We start from the raw sequence: 20512 nt of genomic DNA, 5'->3' as shown, positions 1-20512 counted from the left end.
GAACGAGACCGGCACGCCGAGCAGCACCGCCAGCTGGGCGATCAGGAACGACGGGACGAGCGCAGAAATGGAGCGCCGCGGCCCGAGCGACGAGTAGTCTTGGGCGAGCGACTTAATCATGCGCGGCGCGCCCGTCCACGACCCGACGAGCATCCCCAGCCCGCCGCCGACGAGGACGGCGAACGCCGAGACCGCCCGCAGCTCGTCGATCAGCGGGAGCAGCGGTCCGACGGCGAGCCCGACCTGACTCCCGCCCGCGGAGAACGCCACCAGCGACCCGAGCGCGAGCAGCACGCGCCGCAGACCCCGCTCCTCGTCGCGTCCCACGTCCCACCAGACGACGGCCGCGATCGCCAGCCCCGCGGCGGCGGTGACGGCGACCCCCCACGCGACGCCGTCGACCCCCAGCGCGCGCTGTGCGAGACCGCGGAGGGTGCCCGGCGCGCTCCCGGCGCCGAGGAAGCCGAACTCAACGTTCGCGAGGACGGCGGCGACGAGTCCGGCGAGCGCCGGAACGCAGCACCGCTCCGGCGCGTCGGGACGCGGGAGCACGCTCGCGATCCCGAACGCGACGCCGCCGCCGACCACCGGCGTCAACAGCCAGACCGCGGCGACCTGTCGGTACTTCGGCCAGACCGGCGTCCCGCCGAGCGCCAGGCCGACGCCGATGACGGCGCCGGTCACGGTGAACGCGGTCGCGATCGGGATCCCGGTCGTGATACCGACCGCCATGAGCCCCGCGCCGAGGACGAGGACGAGGATCACGCCGGCGACGGGGAGGTCGATACCGCCCACGAGGCCGCTTCCGACGGCCTCCGAGACGTTGCCGCCCTGCGTGACGGCGCCGGCGAAGCCGAAGACGCCCACCAGCAGGGCGGCGCGCATCGTCCCGATGGCGTTCGCGCCGACGGCGGGGGCGAACGGCGTCGCGCCGCTCGATCCGGCGCCGATGACCCACGCCATGAACAGGCTGGCGAGCGCCGCGCCGACGAAGAGGACGAGGAGAGCGGGGTCCATACGGCGGGCGTGTCAGTCCGCGCCCGCCGGGGCGGCGTTGGGGGCCCGGCTCCGGCTCCGCCAGTACCCCTGCGCGTACGCGCCGACGAACATGCCGCCGAGCGCCCAGAGGATCGCGACGTTGCCGACGCCGAGGCTGGCGTACGCGGCACCCGGACAGATGCCGGAGAGCCCCCAGCCGACGCCGAAGACGGCACCGCCGACGAGGACGTTCCGGTCGAACGGCTTCAGCCGGCGCTCGTACGGGCTCCCCGTGAGGGGCGCGGCGTCCCGGATCCGGGGCAGCAGCGCGAACGCGATCCCGGAGACGATCGCAGCCCCGAACATGACGAACGGGAGGCCGAGGTCGTCGAACAGGAGGAAGTTCACCACGACCTCCGGCCGCGCCATGTGGCTGAACCCGAGCCCGAACCCAAAGATCAGCCCCCCGACGAACACCAGCGGCTTGAACAGGGGATGTCGGTCCGCCATCTACGGACTCACCCCCAGCGCGGCGACGACCTGCGCGGTCCCGATCGCCACGGTCAGGAACGTCGCGACGCCGACCAGCGACGTCTTCGACGCCGAACCGACACCACAGACGCCGTGTCCAGACGTACACCCCTTCCCGACGCGGGTCCCAATACCGACGAGGATACCGCCGAGGAACAGCCGCCACGGCTGGATCTCCGTCGTCCACAGCGTCACGCCGGCGACCTCGTAGAGCCGGCCGGTCGTTCCGGGCTCGTACAGCGAGGTCGTGACCACGCCGGACTGGACCGTCGCCGCGAACGCGAGCGCACCCAGGACGATCCCGGCCGTGAACACGACCCGCCAATCTCGCGAGCCGACGTACCGCTGGAAGCGGGATTGATCGGAGACGTACGACAGCGTCGACTCTAAGAACGTGCTCGCTCCGGCCGGGATTCCCGTCCCGACGTAGATCAGGACGGTGCCGAGCCCGACGAGGAGTCCGCCAACGGCGTACCGGCTGATACCGTTGGGGAACAGTTCGGCGACAGCCTGTAGCAGTACTGGGTCAGCAACCATGTGCGTCGTCAGTCACCCGCGAGCGAGTCCTGACTGGCGGCGCAGTTGTTCGGCCCGAGCTCTAAGGTGAACGCCTCCTCGTCGTCGACGGCGTGCTGCCCGAGGTTCGTCGCGATGATGTCCTCGTAGTTGGCCGGTCGCGGCGGCATGTCCGAGAGAATCAGGTCGACGAACTCCTGTTCGTCGGTCGTGAGTGCGTCCATCTCCGCGACGAGCTCGCCGACCGGTGCCGTGTAGGTGCCGTCGGTGGCGGGTTCAGCCGCGTCGCTGAAGTGCGCGCCGCCGATCAGGGTGTCGTCGGGTAGCGTCAGCACGCGCTCTTGGAGCGACTCGTACAGCATGCGCGCCGCGTCGGGGGCGCCCTCATCGCCCTCTTCGAGGTCGGGGCGGGCGACGCTCTCGACGAACAGCCCGTCGCCGGTCGCGAGCAGGCTCTCGTCGACGAGGTAGGATGTCATTCCGGTCGTGTGGCCGGGGGTGTAGACGGCCTCGATGGTGGCGTCGCCGACTTCGAACGCGTCGCCGTCTTCAGCCGTGGTCAGCTCGTCGGCGTAGGTGACGCCCCGGTCGACGGCGGCCTCGGGGATGACGCCTTCGACGCCTTTCTCGTCAAGGTCGCGCACGCCCGAGATGTGGTCGGCGTGGACGTGCGTGTCGATGGCGTACGTCAGGTCGACGCCGAAGTCGTCCGCGTCGTCGAGGTACCGGTCGGTGAACACGCGCAGCGGGTCGATGATCGCGGCCTCGCCGCCATCGTAGAGGAGGTAGCCGAGGCAGCCCGAGGAGGGGCGCTGGTACTGGAGGAGCGTGCCGGCGCCGTCGTAGCGCTCGACCTCGACGGCCTCGTAGATGCTTGCCCAGCCGTTCATCCCGTCTTCGAGGTGGTCGACGTCGTAGCCGCGCTCCGCGAGCGCGCCCGCGACGTACTCGCTGGCGCCGCCCTTCGCGCAGAGGACGGTCACCTCGCGGTCGTCGGGGATCCGATCGAGGACGTCGTCGTCGATCTCGTCGTCGAGGAACTCGAAGTACGGGACGTTGATCGACGTGACGTTCTCGCCGTCGATGCGCCACTCCTCGTAGTCCGACTGCATACGCGCGTCGAGGATCGTCACGTCCTCACCGGCGTCGATTCGATGGTTGAGCGAGTCCGGGTCGACGGAGTCGACGTCGACGTCCGGAGTCGGAAAGTCGTCGGCATTCATATTTCGCAGTCGTTTCTACCGGGTCGACGCACAAAAGCATTTTCATAGTATTTCCTCTTCTAAACAATACTACTGTCGGCTGTGGGTGTCAGATACTCTCCTACTGTATCTTATTCGGTTTATAGCGTGCCTGAATACGTTTTGCGTTATATGGTAGTTGGCGCCCTTCACAAGAACCAACAATCTTTTATCTTGCTGGAGGGTATTGTGCGATAGCTCCAATACACACGACCGGAGCAGATACACAATGAGTTCCAAATTCGACATCGCGGAGACACTCGACGTGAAAGGCGCATCGTGTCCCATGCCAGTGGTGAAGACGAAGTCCGCCATCGACGGCCTCGACGCGGGTGAGATCCTCGAAGTGCTGGCGACCGATCCCGGCAGCGTGAGCGACATCGACGGCTGGGCAGACGGCACCGCGGGGGTCGAGCTCGTCGACCAGACGGAAGGCGACGACGTGTACAAACACTACGTCCGCAAGACCGAGTAACGATGGGTACGGACACATCCGACGTGGCCGCGGAGACGTCACCCGAGGACGTGCCGGCCGACGACGCCCCCTCCCGCGCAGAGCTGGCCGCGCGTGTCGACGAGCTCGAGGACGCGCTCGCCGAGGCCACCGACGAGGACGGCGGCAAGAAGATGAGCATCATCGCCACGAAGGGGACGCTCGACATGGCGTACCCGCCGCTCATCCTCGCCAGCACCGCGGCCGCGTTCGGCTACGAGGTGACTGTCTTCCACACGTTCTGGGGGCTCGATATCCTCCACGAGAAGCGCTCGAAGAACCTCAAGCTCAGCTCCGTCGGCAACCCCAACATGCCCGTTCCCAACGCCATCGCCGCGCTCCCCGGAATGGACCGTGTGACGACGCGGCTGATGGAAAAGCGGATCGCAGACAACGACACCGCCACGATCGAGGAGCTCCTCGAGACGAGCCTCGACATGGGCGTGGAGTTCCAGGCCTGTCAGATGACCATCGACCTGATGGACTACAACGAGGACGACTTCTATGACGGCGTCACGACCGGCGTCGGCGCCGCCACCGCCCTGCAGGACATGGCCGACGCCGACATCCAGCTCCTCGTCTAAACTCTAATGAACAAACTCAGGAGTCCAATTCCCCAGATTATTGATGCCGTCGCGGAGACAGAGGGCGTCGAGCCGGTCACACTCGATCCCCCGCTAGCCGAGGTCATCGATCCGGATGCAGTAGAACGGTTAGTCGAGAATTCAACGGCGTCTGACCTCGAAATTCGATTCGCGTATCGTGGTCACGACGTAGTCGTTGACGACAGCGGTCGCGTCAGGTCCACTCCGATTCGAGTGCGTCCAGCAACCGCCCGACCTCAGCATGGGTGTTAACCGCGTGGACCGATGCGCGGACGGCGTCCGGCGTCGGCACGGCACGAACGACAATTCCCTCCGACGCGAGTCGAGCGACGGTCGCTTCGGGATCGTCCACGTCGATTGTCACGAGTCCTGACTCGGGGTCTGCAGGACTGAGAAGGCGGTCGTTGGGAACTTCATTGGCCAACTGGCCGGCCAATTCCTGAATTCGGGCAGCGATACGGTCGACTCCAACTTCGTTGATCGCCTCGATGGCTTCCGCCAAGGCGACGTGTGGAGCCGGGTTCGCCGAGCCGACCTCGAATCGGTGGGCGCCAGCTGCGAACTCGTAGGAATCTGCAGTCGGCGTCTCGACGCTTCGGTACCCAACTGTGGTGGGTAGGAGGGAGTCAGCAGCTGTCCGGTCAACATAGAGGAAGCCGCCGCCCCACAGCCCGAGGAGCCACTTGTGGCCGGCCGCCGCGACGGCGTCTGCCCCCCAGTCGCCGACGTTCATCGGGAGTTGTCCAGGCACTTGGACAGCGTCAACAAGTGTGAACGCGCCGGCCTCGCGAGCGATATCGACGAGGTCGGCGACGGGCAACTGGGTGCCGTGCGTCCACGTCACAGCACTGAAACAGGCCAGGCGCGCGTCGGCGACAGCCTCGGCGAATGCGTCGAGATCGACACGACCGCTCTCCGTCTCGACGACGCGAACCTCGACGCCCTGCTGTTCCAAGCGTTGCCACGGAAGCGTCCCGGCCGGGTGCTCAAGGTCGGTTCGAACCACGGTATCCCCGGGCTCCCAGTCGATGGCGGTCGCGACAGCGTTGATGCCCGCAGTCGTGCTCTCCGTGAGCGCAATCTCATCGTCGTCCGCACCGACGAAGGTGGCGACGCGCTCCCGCATGCGATCATAGGTGTCGAACGCCACCTCATACGGGTCGTTTCGCGTGCTCGTTTCGTACTCGTGTGACCGTACGAACTCGTCAGCAGCCTCGACGACGTACTGTGGACTCGGCCCGTGGGCACCGAAGTTCAGGTAGACGTCCTCATGCAGGGCGGGCGTGTCGGCGCGAAGTTCTCTCGGGTTCATCTCGTTGTCGGTGAGTTAGTCGTGGTACTGGGCGATCAGATCCCGGAGTGTCTGTTCGTTCTGGCCACCGCGAAGCTGTTTCACCGGTTGCCCGTCGACAAAGAGGACGAACGTGGGCGTGCTCTGGGCACCGAACTCGATGGCCGTTTCGAGATTCGATTCGATGTTGATCGTCAGGATCGTTGCGTCGGTGTCTTCGGCGAGTGCTTTGAGGACCGGCTTCATTCGTTTGCAGGTGCCACACCACTCAGTGTAGAATTCCACAAGCGCGACGCTGCTGTCTTCGACGACCGTTTCGAGGTCGTCGTCATCGAGCGAGATCACGCGGTCCGTCTCCGCTGTCTGTGTTGCCATTACGAGACTCTACGCATCGGATGTTTAATATTCTTGGGTCTACTACACAATACAATACAGTGCGGTCACTCCCCGTCTACATCGACTGAGAGAGTGGCCCGACTCGGGAAGAGCGGTTAGTGTGACTTCTCCGTAGATTGCGCACGGCCAAGCGCGCCTGCAAGTGCCAGCAGATAGCCCAACCCGTATTGAACATCCGGATTCCGCAATCCGCGAACCAGGCCGACAGCACCGACCTGCTCGGGCGATTCCCGTTCCGCTTCACCGACACTCTCTAGTAGCGTCTCAATGCCGTCACGGGTGTCGTCATCGGACGCCGCCTGCGTGAACTCGCCGAGCACGGCGCCGGTACCGGCCAGCGACGTGACCATCTCATCGTCGAGTGCTGCGGTCACCAGCGAACCAACTTCCGCGAGCTCAGCCAGTTCGTCGAGCGTCCCGCTCCGCTGGAGCGTGAGCACCGTGTCGAGTGCCTCCTGCAGTTCATTACCGTTTTCCCCGACCGTTTCGGCCAGCGCCACGGTCTCGTCGGTCGCCAGCCCGTCGGCGGATTCCGCCAGCATCGACCCCGTGGCCGAGAGCTCCCGGACCATCTCGTCGTCAAGGGCGCTCTCGCCCAGCGAGAGCACGTCCAGTAGCTCGTTGACGGCGTCGAGGTGCTCCACTAACTCGGCGACGGCCTCGGGATTCCGTTCAATTGCCGCTTCCAGCTCGGACGGTGCAGGGTTCTGTGGTTCAGACATAATCAGAGCAGTCCTCGTGCAGTCAGCCAGTAGGACTCGTTGTACGCCAGCTTCGACCAGTGGAGTTTCTCCGAGGGCGGCGCCGGTGCCGGCGGATTCTCGTAATCGAACTCGACGAACGACGCCGCGTCCATCCCCGTCTCGATGAAACACAGCGTCTTTCCGTCGTAGGTTGCGGTCGCCGGACGGCCGCGGATCTCGCTAGCGAGGCGCTGCCCGACGACGCCGGCCTGGTAGTGGGCGACGCTGCCCGCGTTTGGGACACCGGTGTCGGCGGTATCACCGAGTGCGTAGACGTTCTCAGCGGCCTCGGCTTCTAGAGTGTGCTTGTCGACCTCAACCCAGCCGTCGTCACCGAGCCCCGCCTTCTTAATCAGGTCGACGCCGCCGTGGGGTGGGATCGTCACGAGGAGGTCGTAGTCGAGTTTAACCCCTTCCACCGACGTGATAGTCTCCGCCCCGGGATCGATCGACTCGGCGTTGAAGGATGTCTCCATCTTGATATCACGTTCCTCCATGATGGGACGGGCCCACTCGGCGATATGCGGGTTGCCGTGGACGCGGTGGATCGGATACGTATACGTGATATCGATGTCTTCGCGGAGGCCGCGCTCGCGGAGCCAGTCGTCGGCCATGAACACGAACTCTAGTGGTGCCGCCGGACACATGTGCGGCGTGCCGATGACGCTCAGCACAAGTTCTCCCTGTGTGAATGAAAGTAATTGCTCTCTGAGATTAATCGCGCCAGACTCGCTGTAGTAGTCGTGTCCTCCCTCCACAAGGCCAGGAATCTGTTCCGGCTCTATCGTCGATCCGGTCGCCAGCACGAGATAGTCGTACTCTGTTGACGACCCATCTGCAAACCTGAGCCGCTTGGAATCCGTATCGATATCGGTCACGCGGTCAATCTGTATGTCAATGGTACCGTCAACGAGGGTGTCGAGGCGACGGCGTCCATCAGCCGGCTCTCGCTGGCCAAACGGGACATATAGCCAGACCGGCTTATACACCTGCTCAGGGCCGTCGTTGACGAGAGTGATCTGGACATTCCCAGCCTCGAGTTCGGGCTTGAGACGATCAGCGAGATCGTTCGCGAGTACCGATCCGCCGGTTCCGCCGCCGACAATGACAATACGGTCCGTCATGCTTTCTCCACGTAAAATGCATTGTGGTCAGCATGCTCTTCAACAGTCAACAGCTCGTTGTCCGTTTCACCGATCCACTCAGAGACATCGGTGAGTGACTGATTGCTGTCACTTAGCAAGCGGATCATGTCTCCTAACTCGGAATTCCGAATTTTACCAATGAGGCCCATTAGTGGGCCAGGACATGCTGCACCTCTCGCGTCGACGGCGTAGTCGAGCTCAATATTGGTCATAGATGTCTCACAAGTGGTATTTGGAACTACTGTGTATTGATATTGTGTGTAAATTCCAAGATTCTAAAAATACGGTCGGCTAAGATAGGTTATTCGGCAGTCGGAATTTGCTCGGTGGCATCTTTATTCTCAGAGACAGACGATCTGAGCGTCAATACGGCGGGGAGGATACCGAAGGCGGTCGCGAGCGACAGCCCAATCGCCAACACGGTTGTCACCCCGAAGTTTGCAAGCACCGGGAATCGCGAGACGATTAGGATACCGAATCCAAAGATCGTGGTGAAACTAGACCCAATAATCGGCCTAGAGAGCTTGGCGACCGATGTGGCCGCAGCCCCAAGCGGCGGTCGGTCATGAGTCTCCGTTTCGAAGACAAACCGCTCGTAAATGTGGATTCCATATGTCACGCCGATTCCGAGCGTGAGTGACGACATCGTGATAGTGAGGGGATTCCACGGGACAGAGAGCAGGTACATTCCTCCGGCGACAAGGAGCGCCGCACTGCCAGCGACACTGATGACAATGATCGCGGACACTCGAACTGACCGGAACGCAAACGAAAGGAACACGAATCCGAGCGCGAACGAGATAATGGTCATCGGTGTCAGACCTGCCGTAACGTTCTCGATTACGTTCCGATTAAGAACTGGTTTCCCAGTGATGCGAACGTCATGGGCACCGGTCAGCGCAAGATCTGCATTCCCGTCAAACTCGTCGATTAGCGTTCGGACCTCCTCGCCTTCCACGTCATCAACGTAGAAAGTCAGGAGGACGCGTGACGGCGTCTCCGTTGGATCTCGAACGGCCATCATCCCCGACCCAGTTTGTTGTGCCAACGTCGTGTCGAGTTGGTTGCGAGTTTTTGGGATCGAGCCATCATTGGCCATCTGGACAGCCAACACTGGACTTTGAACCGCATTCACCTGGTTGTTTGCCAGCATGAGCTGTTGATATCTAGCCAACTCACGGAATGTTTCCGGTGAATATGCCTTCTCGGCACTAATACTGACATACATTACCTTCGGACTGTCGACGGTGTCAGACAGCCGATCCATATCGTTCTTCGCGTCAAGGTCCTGAGGCCAGAAGTCCATCATCTCCTGGTTCGGTTCCACCTGTGGGTACGCATACGCGCCACCGGTGACCAACAGGAGGGCGACGAACAGCGTCAGAAGCGGTCGTCCCCCGGTGACGATGCTGGTAAACCGTTCGGAGCCGGTCTCTAGCCAATCGTTCGAGGTTGAGGTCGCGTCGTCCGAGCTCTGTTGAGAATACCCATCGCGATCGAAGCGGACGAGGAGCGCAGGGAGGAGCGTAACCGACAGCGCCATTGACGCCAACACAGCGGTCGCGCTCGTTATCCCAAACTGTCGGACAGGAGGCACGCTTGACACTAGGAGAGACCCCAGTCCGATTACAGTCGCACCCATGGCAATAAGTAGGGCACGGCCTGTAGTTCGCGTGGCGACCGCTGCAGCAGTTTCCGGCGAACACCCAGCCTCGCGCTCCTCGACGTACCGCGAGTGGATCTGCAGCCCATAGTCGATTCCTAGCCCGAGCGCGATGGGCATAACGCCGAGCATAATCGCGTTGAAATTGAATCCGAACACACCCATCGCACCGATCATGTACAACAGCGCGATCATCGCCGTACCAAGTGGAAGGAACACATGCCAGCCCCGCTCCACTTTCGCGCGCATCACCAGGTAGACTACAGTGAAAATGAGCGCGAACGCCCCGGCGAACAGAGTGATCATCTCAGGCAACATGAGTCCAAACGCGGCGTTCTCGAAGACAGGTTGTCCGGTGATAGTGGTCGTCATGCCGGGCGGTAACGGTGCGAGATCGGTCTCTGTCTGTACCCTGTTGTAAATGATGTCAGAGTCCCGCTGTGGGAGGAACGCACCCCTGTCGAACGTATCGACATTACCGTAGCTCGCGAGGATGATCGTCGTGCCGGACTCAGGCTCCAGCCGATCAACCATTGCGGCCGACTCTGGACCCTGTCCGCGCACCCTCGTGATCGCCCGTTCGACTCCCGCTTCGGTCTGTGGGATCTCGCCGCCGTTCCCTTGACGAACGACATCTGCCAATGAAGTGACCGTGGTCGTCTCGTCGATGTTTTCGGTGTATCGCCTGTCGAGCCTGTTGATCGCTCGGATCGTCTCGGGGTCGTGAAGCTCGCCGGACTCCACGATGACGAACACGTTGTTGCCCGTTTCGAAGTCCTCTTTGAGCGTCTCCCAGTCGGTTGCCGTCTGGGAGTCGTCCTCAACGTACAGGGTCATTCCCATGCTCATCTGGATCCCCGCAACCCCGACACTGACCGCGATGAGCGCTGTCACAAGCACGACGACGATCGTCTTGAGCTGATTTCGCGCAGCGTACCGCCCCGCGTGTTCTAATCCATCTTGGATCCGTTCTCCCGCGTTCATTTACCCGAGGTACTGCCGCAGTCGGTCGCGCTTGAACACGATCCCAGCCCCGAGCAGGACCGGCACGCCGATTGCTGTCAGGACGAGTGGAGTTGAGGGCCCGCTCGGCTCAGTCACTTCGACCGTAGCTGGCCGGATATCGGAGACGACCGTCTCATCGAACGGGTTGTCGTACTTGATCGTGGTATCAAGGGTGTAGGATTTCGGCGTTGCCGCCTCACCCGCCGTGAGCGTGTACGAGACTGTCGCCCGCTCGCCCGGTGACAGCTCGCCGATGTACGCCGTATCGTCATCGGTCTCAAACGGTGAGTCTGCGTTGATTCGAACGACTGCATCTTTGAAGCCACTCTCGCCAGTATTCTCGACGGTTAATTCAATCCGCTCGGTCGCGCCCGCCTCGATTTGGGCGGTGTCGACCACGGTGAACTGCCGCTCAGGGCCGACCGAGACATCTGCAGTCAACGGGTCGCTGCGGATGGTGTTTCCGTAGTCGTCATCGTGCGCGACGGTAATCGGGAGCGAGTACGACTGCGCGAGTGCGCGGTCAGACACCTCCATTTTGACCTCGGTAGTCGCCGACTCGCCGGGTTCAAGCGTCCCGAGCTGTCCACCATTCGACAGCGGAGCAAACGGTTGATTCGGCTCGGCGAACACGCGTGCGTTCGTCGCGGCGACATCGCCCGTATTCGTCACAGTAACGCGCGCTGCCCCGGTCGAATCGACGTAGAGCGAACGCGATTCGACTGACACGTTGTACTGCGGGCCCTCTGCCACGCCGACGCTCCCGTATCGGATCGAGGATTCACTTGGCTGTCCATTCGCGTCCTCGTATGCCGCACGGAACCCGACGGCGTACGACCCGGCAGATTCAACTCCACGGACTACGGTCTGGAAAGTGGCGTTGCGCGTGTCACCGGGGGCGACGGTACCGAGTGCGGCCCGGTTACTCTGCGGTTCGAAGTGGTGTGAGCCGACGAGCGAGAGCGTCGCATCGGACATCGCCTCGCTGCCGGTATTACGCACAGTCACCGCAACATCGCCCTCGGCATTTTTGTAGAGGCCGTCGCCGCGCACATCGACGACCGTCAGTTGGCCGTGCGGCTCAACGCGAATTGTAACGCTTGTCTCTTCAGTTCCGGTGTTCCGGTTGACGGTATAGTCGTCTCTGTCGACGAAGATATCACGGATGTACGAAAACTCGAGATCCATTGGCACCGTGTACGTCCCCGGCTCAGCCGACTCATCCACCTCGATGGTGAGTGGAACCCGCGTGGTACTGCCAGTTCGCACCGTTCCGACACTCTGTTTTCCCATCTTCAGGTCAAGGGGGATCCCCTCGTCGTCGTACGCAACGGTCGTCCCAGTCGCAGCTCCGATTTGGACTCCGTGTGCCTGAACGACTCGTGAGACGTCCTCTATCGCCCGATCGGAGTCAGTAACTCCATCGTGGCGGTTCTGAACTGCAATCGTCAACGTCGTGGTCTCGCCCGGCGTTACGGTGTTACTTCCAGCAACTGTCGCGTCGAGTTCTGGAACGGACTCCTCACTGAATCGCTCTGCGGCAGTTCCTGAGATACCGACTCCCAATGAGCTGATGAGTAGCAGTACGATTCCCACGACGGCTAGCTTTCGAATCAACCCAGCTGAACTGTATTTCATGTCGTGTGCAAATTACACAATTCTATCTCAAAAGCGTTTGGATCTGGTTGTCAATAGTTAGTGCTATATTGAGGTAGATCTCCGGCTTACCAGCCTTCGGAGTCGATGCTGCATTGTAGGCATGCGCATAGCCACATTTTCATGGAATATCTTAAATTTCTAATACAAATGCCTCGGAGTTTGATTCTGAGTGGATCGCAACCATAGCCAGATACGAAGCAAGCGACTGCTCGGATAACTCCGCAGAAATCGGCGGTATCAGATTTCTCTGCTACATTCAGTGGCGCTGTCAAAACAGTTTTGAGAAGGGTCCTTTACACAGAAGGAGAGGGGCCGGAATCACCAGAAAGATCGATCCAATACAGCGACAACGGAGAGGAAAAATCGCTTCATCAAATAGTATGACCTCCATAGCATCACCGGATTCAACAGGCAAAACAAACGGATATATGCGCTCGGTGAGCCAAGATTCGTCAGAGCCATATTGTGTATAATATAAAATTGTGCTCCTGTGTTCATTTGTGTGGTTCGCGAGGGGAGAGGATACGGCAAGTGCGACAGCGAATATACGTAACACAAACATCAACGAGGGCAATCTCTTCTCTCTAAAAACACTCCTCACTGTTGATATCCTCGCGAGTGTGGTCAGCCTTATCTCACTGAATATTTTCTCAATCGTGATCGCAGCGCTCGGAAGCGTCGTCGCGATGGTGGTCGCGAGCTGTCTCAAACCGCTGACGCCTGCGACGCCGTCTCACGAACGTGATTTTCCTGCTGATGAGCGTTATCCCGCTGTGCATCGCTCTTTAGTCCACGGGTGACGCAGCCATCGTCGGGGAGTCCATCGTCGCCACCCACGCCGTCCTTCCAACGGTCGGTGTCCCGTTCGTGCTGTACACCATCACCGGTGTGCTGGCGAGCGTCATCACCTAAGTCAGCGGCATTGCTGGTGATCCCTGCTGACGTCGATGCGGCCGTCCGGCTGAGCGCCAACAAGCTTGCGTTTCTGATCACGGTGCTGTTTTATTTCGGACATCGATCACGACGCCGGGAGCTACCGGACGAGTCACATGGTATACGGTTTGACAACTACAAGTTCACAGGTTTTCTGTGGGTCGGCCGTCTGCTTCAGGTACTGCTCGCGGTCGTCACCACGGCGGCATTGCCCTCATCTGGGGCGCCTGAAGCCAGGTTTTTTCAGTACTATGACATCCGACAGCCTGTTTTCGTTGGCTACATGTGGCTGTTGTTTACCGGGCCGTCAACCTCTGAGAGTGCTTCCGTTGCAACATCACCCAGTTCCCCGGCCTCAATATGTGAGTACCGCTCTCGAACCATCTCCTCTGAATTGTCAAGGTACCGTGCAGCCACCGTATACCCAAATGCGCGGACAAGTACCTCCCCCATCCCACGTCGACCACCGTGTGGAGCAAGATAATCATGTTTGGGATGGTCGATATCGATCTCTGCGACCTCCGAGAGCCGTTGGAGAATCGACCGTGCGCCGTCCGTTGTAATCGACGGCGGCCGAATATCCTCATCAAGCGCCAGTAGTAGATCGCGAGCGTATTCGTCACGGCGCTCGGTGATTGCTTCCGGGGGTTCTCCGCGGTCTTCGAGCTCATCCTGAACGAGCTCTGCGAGTGTCCGTTGGTCGAACGTTGGAAACACCGGCCAGCGCTCGGTCGGTGGGTCCATCAGCTGGCGGTAGCTCTGCAGCGGCGAGATCACCGGGTCGGGGAGGCTCGCGGCGTCCCACTGCTGTTTCTTGCGGTAGACGTCCATACTCCCGTCATTGAGCGACAGGTCCTCCCAGCGGACGCCGCGTCGGCGCGGGTCGTTCGGATCCCGGAGTAGCTCCCCGACCCGAACGGCGGTGTACGCGAGAACGAACACCAGCGCCCGGTCACGAGCCGCCTTCAGCGCCGCGTAGCGTGCTCGCTGCCTACCAACGGGGTCATTATCCTCCGGGAGTGTCGTGTACGCCTCGACGGCGTCGCGCGCCTGCTCGCTGACGTGACGGGTGAGGGCATGGCGCTGTTCGGACGTCCAGGCCTGCTGGTCGCCGGGCTTGCGGCCGTCGTCCTCCGGTAGCGGCGCCATCGCACTCGCCCGCTGCGCGTAATGCGCTTCGAGATACCCCTCGTTAACACACCAGCCACACCACGCAGAGATATAGCGGTAATAGGTTTGTACCGTGTTCTGCTTGAGTCCCCGGTCTCCTCCGAGATACCGAGCGTACTCCCGGAAGACGCGTTCGTCGAGATCGTCGAAGGTCGGCTCGCGGTTGACGTCGTCGGGGACGATCCCGGTCCAGTCGTCGTCACCGCGGTCGCCAGTAGCCCACTCGGCGAACCGCTCGAGCTCACGGGCTGCGTTCCTGCGGTAGTTCCCGCCGTCGCCGCCGCGGCCCTTCCCCTTGTCTTGGAGATAGCGCTCGAAGGAACTTGTGAGCGGTGTCGTACCATCACGTGCCGATGGGGTGTTCTGGTTCATACGGGTTTGTCACGGGAGCAGGTGGTCGTCCAGAATATCGCTACAATCAATCGGAATCCCCTCCCACGCAGCTTTAACCGCGTTGTATCCGGTCCAGCCCTCACGTTCCAACAGCTCTCCGCACGCTTCGCAGAACTCACGACGCGAAATGAGGTCGTTGTCATAGAGGATATAGAACAGAAATGGCGGTGCTACGACCTGGATATCGCCGTCTCGGTCGTCGACAGCGCGGCGAATCGACCGGCGGCCGGCCGCGTCCATCAAGATGACGTAGTCGACGGCCTCCGGACTCTGTATCACTTCCTGGCGGAGCGATTCCTCGCCGGCGTCTGCACCGTGGGGCCGGGGCACGCTCGTTACCTGAGTAAGCGGCGTCTCGGAGTCCTCGAGTGCATCGAGCGCGGCACCACTCCCGTGATGGAGCCGGTACGGCCGGCTTCCCTCCGGAGCTGTCTCGCGCGTGTTCTCAACGTGCCGCTGTAGTTCCTGTTTGCAGATGTTCGTCGTCGTGAGCCCAATGTGTTCGGTGATTCGGGGCCACAAGGAGCTGTTCGCGGCGGCGATCAGCGCGTCGGTATCGACCAGAATTGGATACCGCTCGGTGCCGCTGGCCATTTAGACGAGGTAGTCGCTGGTGTCGTCCTCAACAGCCTCGCGGAAGGCGTCAATGTCCTCCTGAAGCAGATCGAACTCCTCCCCGAGGAGCACCCGAGCGGCGTCCTCCGAGAGATCCCCCGCCGAATAGCGTTCATAAATCGCGATCTTGTCGTCGTCCGTCATTGTTCGCCGTAGCATCTGGGTGAGCCCCTCGCGTGCGAGTTCGCTGATGTTGATTCCGCCAAGATGGACGGAATCGAGTTCGGTCGCCGCCTCTTTGAGCGGACCAGCGCGGAATTTGATCGTATCGTCGAGCGATTCCTGACTCATAACATGTACCACGCGTGCCAGGGGGATAAGTTGTTCCCCCATGTGTGAACAATTGGGGTATTGGGTGAACTACCTGCTGACCTCGACGGAATCTGTCTTTGGGGCCAAGAAGTCCCACTCGCGAATGACGAATCCGATGATTCGGATACGGCGCTGGAGGTGCTCCCACTCGCGTACGATCTCACGGCGACGGTCTTCTTCGTCAGCGTCCAGGGCTTCCTCTGCAAGTGTCCCACGAAGCTGGTTCGGTGTACTGAACTCCACCTTACGCTCTCTACTGACACAGTCAAGCGGAGCCGGAGCAAACACGGAACCCGGTCTCGGCGGCTCTACCTGGGGGAAGCGCCTTTCTGAGCCGGTTGCAGCATTCGTGGTTCACCGACGGCGGCGGGGTACTTCAAAGTGGTCGTGATTACGAGGATAATCACGACCAACTGCTTTGAGGAACTCAACTCCTGTATTCGACAGCGTGGGACCTTCTAGCGGTGAGATCCTACGATAGAATATATCATAAATTGTATATCGCTATATAATTTTCCAGGTCTGTAGTTCCACAGTTTCGGAGGATAGGCCAGTTTCAGGTCGAATTAGCATCAAGTCGTGGTGATTCTCAGCGGTCGGAGATCGATTTTGAATCCTTACTCTCGAACTACCGGACGAGCGTACGAAATTGCGTGAATTTTGGCGCTGCTGAATACGGTTGTCACTCTTGAGCGGCGGACCCAGCGAGAGCTCAGCCGATTAGTCGTGCGGGATCAACGCCGAGGCAACGAGCTCAACACACTCACCCGCAGTCAACACGGGTGCGTAGTCCATCTCTCCGTCGACACCTGCTTTCAGCAGGAAGTCGGTCAGCCGCCAGATATTGTACAAGAGGACCGCGAACACGAAGTAGAACAAGCGAACGCGGTAGTCTTTCGAGGAGGTCTTGGCGAGAAAGTCACCTTTGATCGATTTGTACTCACTCTCGATCTGCCACCGGCGGCTGTAGCGCTGACAAAAGGTCTCGGCCTCCTCCGGACCGACTCGGAGACTCGTCGCGAAGACGGCCGTTCCCTCCCCACTCGTTGACGGCACGTACAGCAGCCGCATTGGATGCGATCCAGATTCCACATGGACAGAAGCCGACTCAACAGCCACCTCTTGGTCGTCTTCCCCCATTTGTTTGAGTACATCCCGTTCAGAGCTGGAGACTCGCTTCGGAATGAGGTAGTTCACATCGAGGTTTGAGAGCGTCTGAAACACGCGTATCGAATCGAACTCCCGATCACACAGCACTGTCTCGATTGGAACATGCTCTTTCGCTCGTCGAACGAGTCGCCGAACAGTACGATGGATCTGATTGGACGGGTTCTCATCCCACTCAGAACTCTCTCGAACCGGCTCGACAGCTAAGACCAGCGGGATGTTCTGTCCGATGATCGAGAGGGTCGCAAATTTAAACGCTCGACCGTCTCTGTCCTTCGTTCCACTGACCATCGGCATCCCTTCGACATCCCCGTAGTAGGGAATGGTCGTGATATCGATCGCGGCAGTGACTGGCCGGCGGAACGATGCTTCAGAAGCAATCACGGAAAGCAAGCGATCCGTTGTCTCGTTGAAGCCGTCGACGAGCTCGTCAGGATCGAACTGCTTGACGGTGCGAAGGTGGGTATCGCCATGCGGGCTGTAATCCTCGCCACGCCGGTACTGAAAGCGAGTAGCTCCCTGCGTGGCTCCGCACCGAACCATTCCCATGAATGTCTGTAACTCGAAAAATTGCGTGTCCTCGTACGAGGCGTTCGGCGCCCGATCAGAGTCGAAGTGTCCGAAGGCGTGATCACGCGCGAGGCGCGTTGTCTGAACAATCCCCTCCTGTGAGAAGGATTCGTCTTCTACTGAGTCTGTATCTTCTTGCTCATTGTCGACGATCTCTGCCTTAGACCGCACCTCCGGCGCTGAGATGCTGCGATCATGGACTTCTTTGACAACGAAGTGGGCGGCAGCGTGGATGTATTCGTGGGTCGCGTCGTCGAATCGATTTCGCCACGCACGAGAGAATGCTGATTCGTCGGGCACTCGACTGAAGCCGAGGATAGTCGCTACTTCCGGTTGTCGGGTGAGTCGTCGAGTGAAGTTGGCGTATGAGTCACCCGTTATCTCCATGAACACGAACGAGAGAACCATTGCGCGAAAGGAGAGCGGCGCAGGATGCCACGCTGGATACCCGTCTTCGATAGCATCTATCGAATGATCGAGCTTCTCGAACGCGGTGACGAGATCGGTTTCTTTGAGTTTGTTCCGAATAGTAATCCCCAGTTGGTACGCTTCACACAGAGAGCGCATTCACAGACGCTCGTCGCGAGTTGAGTCGTCAGAACAGTGCATGTGATTTCTGAGGCGGTTAACAATAAAGTGGTCTACTTACTCTATCTCTGTCATTTGGATTTTATCGACGAGTGGTCGATCGCTACTCTTGGACCCGATAGTCGATCCGACGTGATTATTAGCAAATGCTTTGGATTCATCTGTTTCAGAGAACCCCCATTAAATCCGGCCCTATATCCCCAATCACGTCTATTTTGTTGGCGTAAGTGAGCCCAGTCGCATCCGATAAAGTATCCAGTTCGGTCGGTATTGGCCTCTTTTTGTCAGTTCCTCCCGGAATCTCCCAGTCGACACGAGAGTGGTCTGAAATTACGGTCTCCCCCCTGTCCAGTTGTTCGATATATCGAAGTGATATGGAAAGAGTCCGTACGTGAGGTACAGGACCAGACGAGGTGTGTAATGTCTTTAAAATCCTCAACAGACCCCCGTCTGGATTCCGGGTGTATATCAACTTAGGAGACCTGTCTGTTGGGTCTGCCGCGGTCTCAGGTCACGGTTTCGCCTCGATATCCCGTGTTCTGCCCTGAGAAATCTACTGGATTAGGTACTAATTCGACAGATCTATCGAATGCGTCAGTGTCCCATCCCACCGAGAGGCTGATAATGTGGGAACATTGGGTGTGGGAGGTGTATACCGAGTGCCATCAGTCCGTGCGCGAACAACACGTACCCCAGCACAACGAACACAACGCCAAGCAACCGATGGACGCGACGCCGGTGGGCAACGTCGATCGACTGGATAATCGTTCCATAGAGGAAGACGGCCGGGATCGTCCCGATACCGAGGGCGCCGAGAGCGATTGCCCCAGTGGTCGGGGATCCGCTCGCGAAGGCGAACAGATACGCGGGATACAGCATCGGGCAGGGAAGAAGCGCGTGGACGGCGCCGAGGCCGACAATACTCGGGCTATTCACGTGTCGGTGAACTCTCGTCGCAAGCCACGACGTGACGCGCTGTACGCCGGGTATTCGGATATCGTCTCCACTCCCCCCGATGACGTACCGAACGCCCGTCGCCACGATGAATCCCCCTACCGCGAGACCGACAGCACCCCGCAGGAGATCAGCGATCGGTGTCAGCTGGTCAGCGGTGACGAACACGACGCTCCCAAGCGCACCAAAGAGGGCCCCAAAAATTGCGTACGTCGTCGCCCGGCCGACGTTGAACAGGAAGTGTTGGCGAACCTCGTAGGTCGTGAGATGACCGGCACGCCCGTCGTTAGCTGTCACCGTCCCGCCGTCAGGCTGCGGCGTCATCTGCTTCGAGTACATCGTCACAAGCGGACCGCACATCCCGATGCAGTGTGCGCCGCCCAGCACGCCGATGAGAACGAAGAGTGCGACGTCAATCCGGAGGAGCGACTCGAGCATAGTCGCTCTCGGTTGTGTATGGGCTTGTGTTGTCTGGTGTGTCTCTCGAACAAGCCCGGACAGATTCCGCCAACGTGTTACGATAGGCGAAAAAGAGGTCGTGCTAGGCTAGAGACATTCGCAAGCATCTGGAGTGTAGCTTGGCGCAACAATTCTTCACAGTGGATGCGAATACACCAACAATGACAGACGAAATCGACATCCCAACCGAGCCGCGGGCTGCGGTCGACGCACTGGCGACTCACCTAACTGCGACCGCAGATCGCCCAGTACCGCCAGCGACGAACCGATGGCTCGGGGAGGCTGAAGCCGTCGCCCGCGATGCTACTAGTGACGATCTTGACACGCAAACCAGACAGAAACGGGTTCGGCAAGTTGCTACACTGCTTGAGTCGGCTGACGAAACGGACGATTCCGTCGCCGACCGCCACATCGAAGCGGCGATTGAATGCTGTCGAGTCGTTCTCGCTAACGAGTGACAGCAATCCCGCTTATACGCAATAGCCCTCTCGCCACATATTAAATTCTACTAGGTAGAGAAACCAAATTAAACTACACAAAGTTATTCACTTTCGTTAAAGAAACTAGTATAAGTTACCAACGAGTGTTCCAGCGCACCACACTTATATTCGTAGTCTCTGAAGAATACTTTGATGAGTTCAAAACAAGACGACCTCAAGGAGACGAACACCGAGGCCCGCTTCGAGTTCAAGAAAGAGGAGAAATCCGCCTTCAAAAGCGAGAAGGGGCTCACCGAGGAGACAGTCCGCGTCATCTCGGAGGACAAAGACGAGCCGGAGTGGATGTTGGAGTGCCGCCTGCGCGCGCTCGAACAGTTCCAAGAGATGCCGATGCCGACCGACTGGCCCGGCCAGCCGGACCTGAGTGAGGTCGACGTCGACGAGATCGTTCCCTACATCCGGCCCGACGTCGACGTCCGTGCCGGCGTCGACGACTGGACGGAACTCCCGGACGACATCAAGGACACCTTCGACAAGCTGGGCATCCCGGAGGCCGAGAAGAATGCGCTCTCCGGCGTCGGCGCCCAGTACGAGTCGGAGGTCGTCTACCAGAACATGCAGGAGCGCTGGGAGGAGAAGGGCGTC

Annotated in this window: 20 protein-coding genes and 2 pseudogenes; 5 read left to right on the top strand and 17 right to left on the bottom strand. The window is 60.1% G+C overall.

Going from position 1 to position 20512, the window contains the following annotated elements; genetic code table 11:
* The 4 genes from ACFQMF_RS09210 to ACFQMF_RS09195 all read right to left on the bottom strand — a co-directional run.
* The coding region (locus ACFQMF_RS09210) for an inorganic phosphate transporter (RefSeq protein ID WP_379791883.1) at positions 1 to 1017 on the bottom strand (1017 nt) is incomplete at its 3' end.
* A gap of 12 nt (positions 1018 to 1029) precedes the next feature.
* Entirely contained in the window at positions 1030 to 1488 is a 459-nt protein-coding gene (locus ACFQMF_RS09205) for a YeeE/YedE family protein (protein WP_256409800.1), read from the bottom strand.
* On the bottom strand, positions 1489 to 2046 hold the full coding sequence (locus tag ACFQMF_RS09200; RefSeq protein ID WP_256409799.1) for a YeeE/YedE family protein: 558 nt from the start codon (positions 2044 to 2046) through the stop codon (positions 1489 to 1491). It lies immediately after the preceding gene.
* Between the two features lie 8 nt (positions 2047 to 2054).
* A complete protein-coding gene (locus tag ACFQMF_RS09195; RefSeq protein ID WP_256409798.1) occupies positions 2055 to 3248 on the bottom strand; it encodes an MBL fold metallo-hydrolase in 1194 nt (397 codons plus the stop codon).
* A 247-nt stretch (positions 3249 to 3495) separates the two neighbouring features.
* Between ACFQMF_RS09195 and ACFQMF_RS09190 the strand changes: the two genes are divergently transcribed.
* The 3 genes from ACFQMF_RS09190 to ACFQMF_RS09180 are packed head-to-tail and all read left to right on the top strand — an operon-like array spanning position 3496 to position 4616.
* Complete coding sequence (locus ACFQMF_RS09190) at positions 3496 to 3741, top strand: sulfurtransferase TusA family protein (RefSeq protein ID WP_256409797.1); 246 nt, start codon at positions 3496 to 3498, stop codon at positions 3739 to 3741.
* Positions 3742 to 3743: 2 nt separating this feature from the next.
* Complete coding sequence (locus ACFQMF_RS09185; RefSeq protein ID WP_256409796.1) at positions 3744 to 4343, top strand: DsrE/DsrF/DrsH-like family protein; 600 nt, start codon at positions 3744 to 3746, stop codon at positions 4341 to 4343.
* A gap of 6 nt (positions 4344 to 4349) precedes the next feature.
* Complete coding sequence (locus ACFQMF_RS09180; protein ID WP_379791880.1) at positions 4350 to 4616, top strand: HalOD1 output domain-containing protein; 267 nt, start codon at positions 4350 to 4352, stop codon at positions 4614 to 4616.
* On the opposite strand, the gene ACFQMF_RS09175 is transcribed toward ACFQMF_RS09180, so the two are convergent.
* The 13 genes and pseudogenes from ACFQMF_RS09175 to ACFQMF_RS09115 all read right to left on the bottom strand — a co-directional run bounded on the left by ACFQMF_RS09175 (position 4558) and on the right by ACFQMF_RS09115 (position 19406).
* Positions 4558 to 5676 (bottom strand): aminotransferase class V-fold PLP-dependent enzyme, encoded by a 1119-nt coding sequence (locus ACFQMF_RS09175; protein ID WP_256409795.1) that lies wholly within the window; start codon positions 5674 to 5676, stop codon positions 4558 to 4560. The genes ACFQMF_RS09180 and ACFQMF_RS09175 overlap by 59 nt on opposite strands.
* Positions 5677 to 5691: 15 nt before the next feature.
* Positions 5692 to 6030, bottom strand: a complete 339-nt coding sequence (locus ACFQMF_RS09170) for a thioredoxin family protein (RefSeq protein WP_256409794.1) — start codon at positions 6028 to 6030, stop codon at positions 5692 to 5694.
* A gap of 116 nt (positions 6031 to 6146) precedes the next feature.
* Positions 6147 to 6773: a helical membrane plugin domain-containing protein gene (locus ACFQMF_RS09165; protein ID WP_256409793.1), complete on the bottom strand. Its 627-nt coding sequence runs from the start codon at positions 6771 to 6773 to the stop codon at positions 6147 to 6149.
* Between the two features lie 2 nt (positions 6774 to 6775).
* Positions 6776 to 7918 (bottom strand): NAD(P)/FAD-dependent oxidoreductase, encoded by a 1143-nt coding sequence (locus ACFQMF_RS09160; protein ID WP_256409792.1) that lies wholly within the window; start codon positions 7916 to 7918, stop codon positions 6776 to 6778.
* A complete protein-coding gene (locus ACFQMF_RS09155) occupies positions 7915 to 8151 on the bottom strand; it encodes a sulfurtransferase TusA family protein (protein ID WP_256409791.1) in 237 nt (78 codons plus the stop codon). Before ACFQMF_RS09155 ends, ACFQMF_RS09160 begins: the two co-directional genes overlap by 4 nt.
* A gap of 89 nt (positions 8152 to 8240) precedes the next feature.
* The gene (locus tag ACFQMF_RS09150) at positions 8241 to 10496 is read right to left on the bottom strand and encodes an efflux RND transporter permease subunit (RefSeq protein ID WP_379791877.1); all 2256 of its coding nucleotides are present in this window, start codon (positions 10494 to 10496) and stop codon (positions 8241 to 8243) included.
* Between the two features lie 90 nt (positions 10497 to 10586).
* Complete coding sequence (locus tag ACFQMF_RS09145) at positions 10587 to 12245, bottom strand: COG1361 S-layer family protein (RefSeq protein WP_256409789.1); 1659 nt, start codon at positions 12243 to 12245, stop codon at positions 10587 to 10589.
* Between the two features lie 1233 nt (positions 12246 to 13478).
* Complete coding sequence (locus ACFQMF_RS09140) at positions 13479 to 14741, bottom strand: tyrosine-type recombinase/integrase (RefSeq protein ID WP_256409788.1); 1263 nt, start codon at positions 14739 to 14741, stop codon at positions 13479 to 13481.
* Positions 14742 to 14750: 9 nt separating this feature from the next.
* Positions 14751 to 15356 carry a hypothetical protein gene (locus ACFQMF_RS09135; protein ID WP_256409787.1) on the bottom strand — a complete coding sequence of 202 codons (606 nt, stop codon included), beginning with the start codon at positions 15354 to 15356 and terminating at the stop codon, positions 14751 to 14753.
* A complete protein-coding gene (locus ACFQMF_RS09130) occupies positions 15357 to 15668 on the bottom strand; it encodes a DUF8065 family protein (protein WP_256409786.1) in 312 nt (103 codons plus the stop codon).
* A gap of 69 nt (positions 15669 to 15737) precedes the next feature.
* A pseudogene (locus ACFQMF_RS09125) lies at positions 15738 to 15920 on the bottom strand (DUF7342 family protein); the annotation flags it as partial.
* Positions 15921 to 16409: 489 nt separating this feature from the next.
* Positions 16410 to 17993, bottom strand: a complete 1584-nt coding sequence (locus tag ACFQMF_RS09120) for a transposase (protein WP_256409785.1) — start codon at positions 17991 to 17993, stop codon at positions 16410 to 16412.
* A 615-nt stretch (positions 17994 to 18608) separates the two neighbouring features.
* On the bottom strand, positions 18609 to 19406 hold the full coding sequence (locus ACFQMF_RS09115; RefSeq protein ID WP_256409784.1) for a sulfite exporter TauE/SafE family protein: 798 nt from the start codon (positions 19404 to 19406) through the stop codon (positions 18609 to 18611).
* Positions 19407 to 19588: 182 nt separating this feature from the next.
* Between ACFQMF_RS09115 and ACFQMF_RS09110 the strand changes: the two genes are divergently transcribed.
* A complete protein-coding gene (locus ACFQMF_RS09110; RefSeq protein WP_256409783.1) occupies positions 19589 to 19885 on the top strand; it encodes a hypothetical protein in 297 nt (98 codons plus the stop codon).
* Positions 19886 to 20059: 174 nt separating this feature from the next.
* Positions 20060 to 20512: pseudogene (locus tag ACFQMF_RS09105) on the top strand (Fe-S cluster assembly protein SufB); the annotation flags it as partial.

Origin of the sequence: Halorubrum rutilum, assembly GCF_042665015.1 — an archaeon.
Lineage (GTDB): Archaea > Halobacteriota > Halobacteria > Halobacteriales > Haloferacaceae > Halorubrum > Halorubrum rutilum.
Note: the sequence above shows the minus strand (reverse complement) of the source record. Positions and strands in the feature narration are given on the sequence as shown.